2 protein-coding genes are annotated in these 5,938 nt (G+C 75.8%); both read right to left on the minus strand.

Annotated features, from left to right (window positions below):
- Positions 1-2,551: type I polyketide synthase (locus tag C1I98_RS33845; RefSeq protein ID WP_111171411.1), on the minus strand; the 2,551-nt coding region annotated here is incomplete at its 3' end.
- Positions 2,548-5,938: non-ribosomal peptide synthetase (locus C1I98_RS33850; protein WP_146607807.1), on the minus strand; the 3,391-nt coding region annotated here is incomplete at its 5' end. The genes C1I98_RS33850 and C1I98_RS33845, both read right to left, overlap by 4 nt.

Here is a 5,938-nt window from a genome sequence, read left to right on the forward strand (position 1 = left end):
GGCGGTCGCAGCGGAGCGGGGCGAACGGGTAGGCGGGCAGCGCGCAGCGCCGCCCCTCAGGGTCCAGGAGAGCGGCGAGGCCGACCTCCGCGCCGCGTTCCCACAGCCCGGCGGTCAGGCGCAGCACGTCGGCGCGTTCGGTGTCGGCCGAACGGCCCAGGGACGGCAGGGCCGTACGCCGCTCGTTCCACAGCGCGTGCCGCCGGGCCGCCCGGATCGTGCTGCTTCCCGGGCCGAGTTCGATGAGCAGGTCCGCGTCGTCGCGGCTCAGCACCGCCGCCAGGCCCTCGGTGAGCCGGACGGTGCCGAGCAGGTGCGCGGTCCAGTAGTCCGGGTCGCCCACCTGGTCGTCGCCGACCCACGTACCGGTCAGGTTGGAGACGAACGGCACGCGTGGCGGCCGGGCGGGCACCGCCGCGACGGCCTCGCGCAGTTCGTCCGCCGCCCGGTCCATCAGCGGCGAGTGGAAGGCGTGCGCGGTCTCCAGCAGCTTGCCGCTCACCCCGCGCGCCCGCCAGGACTCGTGCAGCGCCTCGATCCGCTCGACCGGCCCGGACAATACGAGCTGGTGCGGGGCATCGACGGCGACCGTGACGCCCTCCAGGCCCTCGCACAGGTCGGCGTGCCGCCTCGGTATCGCGAGCATCCGCCCGTGCGGCGCGGCCCGCATCGCGCGCCCGCGCCCATGGATGACGCTCAGCGCGTCCGGCAGTTCCCACACGCCCGCCAGCGCCGCGGCCACGTACTCGCCCACGCTGTTGCCGATCATCGCGACCGGCCGCACGCCCCACGCCCTGACCTGCGCGCCGAGGGCGTACCCGAGCGCGAACTGGGCGAGCTGCGCGAACACCGTGTCCGTCAGCGGCGCGGAACCCGCGAGCAGCGCCCCCAGATCGACGCCGAACCGGCCCGCCACCAGCTCACTGATCTCGTCGAAGGAGGTCCGGAACTCCGGCAGCAGCAGGTCTGCCGCCCGCCCCGCCCCCTGGTGCAGCACGCCCTGCCCGGGGAAGGCGAGGATCGCGCCCGGCTCGTCCGTGGCCTGCGCGCCGGTCCCGTCCCGCAGCGCGGCGGCCAGCCCGGCGCGGTCCTCGGCCAGTACGGCCAGCCGGTGCGGCAGCGTCCGGCGGCCCTCGGTGAGGGTGAACGCCACGTCGCCGAGCGGCGGCGCGTCCGCCTCGTCCGTGACCCGGCCGGCGAGGGCGGTGCGCAGCCTGGCCAGGGCGTCGGGGTCGGCGGCCGAGACCGGGAAGATCCGCGGCCGGTCCGGCTGCGCGCCGCGCCGTACGGCGGGCGCCTCCTGAAGGACGACGTGCGCGTTGGTCCCGCCGATGCCGAACGAGCTGACCCCCGCCAGCCGCGGCCCTTCCGAACGCCACGGCTCGTGGTCCCGGCAGATCCGGAACGGCGTGGACTCCAGCCGGATCTCCGGGTTCGCCTGCCGGAAGTGGGCCGTCGGCACCAGTTCGCCATGGGTGAGCTGGAGCACGGTCTTGATCAGCCCGGCCACCCCGGCCGCCGCGCCGGTGTGCCCGATGTTGCTCTTCACCGCGCCGAGCCGGCAGGTCCCCGCGTCGTCGCCGAAGGCGGCGGTCAGCGCGGCGATCTCGATCGGGTCGCCGACCCGGGTGCCGGTACCGTGCGCCTCCACGTACCCGATCTCGCCGGGCTCCACCCCGGCGTCCTGGTGGGCGAACCGGATGACATCGCGCTGGCCCCAGATCGAGGGGGTGGTGTAGCCGGGTTTGTCCGCGCCGTCGTTGTTGACCGCCGCGCCGCGCAGCACCGCCGTGATCCGGTCGCCGTCGGCCAGCGCGTCCTCCAGCCGGCGCAGCACCACGACGCCCACGCCGCCGCTCGGGACGGTGCCCGCCGCCGCCGCGTCGAACGGCCGGCAGTGACCGTCCGGCGACAGGATGCCGCCCTCGGTGTAGCGGTAGCCGCCGGTCTGCGGCAGCCGCAGCGACACGCCGCCGGCGAGCGCGACGTCGCACTCATGGCCGAGCAGCTTCAGCCGCGCCTCGTGTACCGCGACCAGCGACGTGGAACAGGCGGTCTGCAAGGTGATCGCCGGGCCGCGCAGCCCCAGCTTGTAGGCCACCCGGGTGGCCAGGAAGTCCTTCTCCCTGCCGATGATCTGGCCGGTCGGGTCGGCCGCGTCGATGTCCAGCTCCCAGCTCGCCAGGTCGCACCCGGCGAAGACGCCGATCCAGCCCTTGTAGCAATGCGGGTCGATGCCGGCGTCGTCGAGCGCGGCGGCGGAGCATTCCAGGAAGACCCGCTGCTGGGGGTCGATGGTGGCGGCCTCGCCGAGGCTGTAGCCGAAGTAGCGCCAGTCGAAGGTCTCGCCGCCGGGCACGGTACCGCCCGCAGGGACCCGGCCGGAGCCGTCCGCGCGCGGGTCCACCCCGGCGGCGCGCAGCTCACGGTCGGTGAACCTGCTGATCGTGTCGCGTCCGGCGCGCAGGTTCGCCCAGAACTCGGCGGTGTCGGCGGCCCCGGGGAACCGGCACGACATCCCGACGACGGCGACCGCGTTCTCGATCATCATCGCTCTGCATCCCTCCGGGGGCGTGTGGTGCGGTACCGCCGGGCGCGCGCGGCCCGGTCACGGATCGAGCCGTCGTCGTGATCGCGGGCCGGTGGGGCCGCCCCGGCGTACGCCTGGGCGAAGGACCGCACGGTCGGATACTGGAACAGCAGTCGCATCGAAAGCCCGGCGTCCAGCTCCTCCTGGAGCCGGGCGTGTAGCCGGGCGAGCAGCATCGAGTTGCCTCCGGCGTCGAAGAAGTTGTCATCGACGCCGACCCGGTCCAGGTCGAGCACCGCCGCCCAGACCCGCGCAACCCGTCGTTCCAGGTCGGTGCCCGGCTCGGCCGCGGCGGCGCCCTCGGGTTCGCGGGCGGGGGCGGGCAGCTTGTCCACGTCCACCTTGCCGTTGGGGGTGGTCGGCAGGTCGTCCAGCCACACCACGCGGTCCGGCACGAGGTGGCGCGGGACGCGTTCGGCGAGCCGGGCGAGCACGGCCCGGCCGTCGGGACGCTCGCCGCCGCGGTCGGGCACCAGGTAGGCCAGCAGCCGCGCCGCGTCGCCGGTCACGAACGCCCGCCCGACCAGCGGATCGGCCAGCAGGTGCGCCTCGACCTCGCGCGGCTCGACCCGGTGCCCGCGTACCTTGAGCTGCCGGTCCAGCCGCCCGAGGTACTCCAGCGTGCCGTCCGGCAGCCAGCGCCCGCGGTCGCCGGTGCGGTAGACGCGCCGACCCGTCCGCGCGTCGCGGACGAACCGCTCCTCGGTCTGTCCTGGCCTGCCGAGGTAGCCGATGGCCACCCCGTCGCCGCCGATGTGGATCTCCCCGGGAACCCCGGCCGGGCACCGGCCGCCCGACTCGTCCAGCACATGGATGGACGCCCCGGTGATCGGGCGGCCGACGACGTTGAGCGGCCCCGCGGCGGGCGGCGGGCCGGGCAGTGACGCCACGGCGACCGTGCATTCGGTCGGGCCGTAGTTGTTGCACACGTCGTAGCTCAGGCCGGCGGGCGGACGCCTGGTCAGCGGGGCCGCGCCGTACAGCATCCAGCGCAGCGCGGGCAGCGGGACCGGATCGGCCCACACCACCTCGGCCAGCGGCGTGGCCAGGAAGCACACGGTGATCTCCCGCTCGGCCAGCCAGCCCGCCACGTCGGAGATCACCACCGGCCGCTCGTGCGGCACGACCCGCGCCCCCGCCGCCAGGTAGGGCCACACCTCCCACTGCGAGGCGTCGAACCCGACGCTGGACAGGTGCGCGCCGCGGTCGGCGGGGCCGACCTCGAAGGCGTCGATGTACCACCGCACCAGGTGGGCCAGGTTGCCGTGGCCGACGACCACGCCCTTGGGGGTGCCGGTGCTGCCGGAGGTGTAGATGACGTACGCGGGCGCGGCCGGATCGGGCGTGACCGGCTCGAACGATCCGGCGGAGCGGCCGGCCGCCGCGATGTCGAGCACCGGGACGTCCGTGTCAGGTGGGGACCCGGCGGCCAGCAGGGCGACCGCGCCGGTGTCGCGCAGCACGAACCCGGCCCGCTCGTCGGGATGATCCGGATCTATCGGGCAGAACGCGCAGCCCGCGTACCAGGCCGCCAGCATGCCGACCACGAAGTCCGCGCCGCGCGGCGCGTACAGGGCGGCCACCGGCAGCGGCCCGCGGACCAGCGGGCGCAGCCGCCCGGCCAGCGCCCGCGCCCGTTCGTCCAGCTCACGGTAGGTGAGCGAGCCGATGGCGGTCTCGATGGCGGTCTCGATGGCGGGGGCGTCCGGGCGGCGGGCGAGCTGCTCGGCGAGCAGTGCGGGCACGGTGGTCGGTGGCGCGGACCGAGGCCCGTGCTCGAACATCCCGAGGCGGGCCCGCTCGGCCGCGTCCAGCAGTACCGAGCCGGAAAGCGGCCGGTCCAGGTCCTCGGTGAACCGCCTGACCAGCCGCCCGACCAGGCCCGCCAGGGTCGTGGCGTCGGCCGCCGCCACCTGGTCGCCCCGGTAGGCGACCCGGCCGGTGAACTGCCCGCCCTCCTGCCGGAAGTGGACGGTCAGCGGGAACTTGGCGGACACCGCCGCGTCCTCATGACCGGCGTCCGGCTCCAGCCGGGCCTCGCCCAGCCGGATCGGCTGCTGCCCGGTCTCCACCGACAGCATGGCGTCCACGTACGGCGTGCGCCCGGGCAGCCGGGGCGGGTTGAGCCGGTCCACCACCGCCTCGAACGGCACGGCGGCGTGCTCGTGCGCGTCCAGCAGCGCGTCCCGCACGGCGGCGAGCAGCCCGCCGAGCGTGGTCCCGGTGTCCCGCCGGGAGCGGACCGCGGCGGTGTTCAGCAGCGGGCCCACCAGGTCGGCGAACTCCTCGCGGTCCCGGTTGGCCATCGGGGTGCCGAAGGTGACGTCCGGCCTGCCGGTCCAGGCGTGCAGGGCGGCGGCGAGCGCGGCGGCCAGTACCTGGAAGGGCGTGACCGCCCGCGTCGCGGTCAGGTCGCGCAGCCGGTCAGCGAGCCGGGGCGGCAGCTCGACCGGCACCATGCCGTGCGGGGCGGGCTGGACGGGCGTGGCCAGGTCCAGGTACGGCGGAGCGCCGTCGAGCACCCGCGCCCAGTGCCCGAGCCCGGCCGCGTCGTCCCTGGCGGCGGCCTCGGCGGCGACGAAGTCGCGGTACCGGGCGGCGGGCGGGGCCTGGCGGACCATGTCCGGCTCGATCGCCGCGAGCGGGCGGTCCAGCAGGTCGCCGAAGGCGTCGAGGGTCCGGCCGAGCGCGCCCGCCAGCCACTCGGCCTCCGCGCGCCGGTAGCGGTCGCCGCGGTAGGACAGCACGGCCTCCAGCCGGTCGCCCCGGTCGGTGACGGTGAAGGTCAGCCCGAACTTCTGCTCGTGCCGCCAGATCCGGTCCATCGGCTCGGCGGTCGCCTTCAGCCCGCCGAGCGCGGGCCATTCGCCGGGGACGACGTTCAGGTTGAGGGTAACGTCCAGGTACGGGGTCCAGCCGGGCCTGCGGGGCGGGTTGAGCCGTTCGACCACGGCCTCGAAGGGCACGTCGTGGTGGGCGACCGCGTCGAGTACGGCGTCGCGGGTCCGCAGCAGGACCTGGCCCAGCGTGTCGGAGGGCAGAACTCGGGAGACCAGCACGACGGAGTTGAGGCACGGCCCCACCACGGACCGGGCGCGCGGGTCGTCGCGCAGCGCGACCGGGGTGCCGACGGTCAGCTCCGAGCGGCCGGTACGGCGGTGCAGCGTCGCCGCCAGCGCCGCCGCGAAGATCATGAACCGGCTCGCGCCGCGCGCCCGCTGCAACTCGCGCAGCCTGTCCGCCAGGTCGGGGCGCAGCGGGACGGTCACCGCGCCGTGCGGCTCGGCCCGGACCGGCGGCGTGACATCCGGGTACGGCGGCGCGCCCGCCAGCGCCCCCGCCCAGTAC

It is taken from the genome of Spongiactinospora gelatinilytica (assembly GCF_003236385.1).
Classification (GTDB): Bacteria; Actinomycetota; Actinomycetes; order Streptosporangiales; family Streptosporangiaceae; genus Spongiactinospora; species Spongiactinospora gelatinilytica.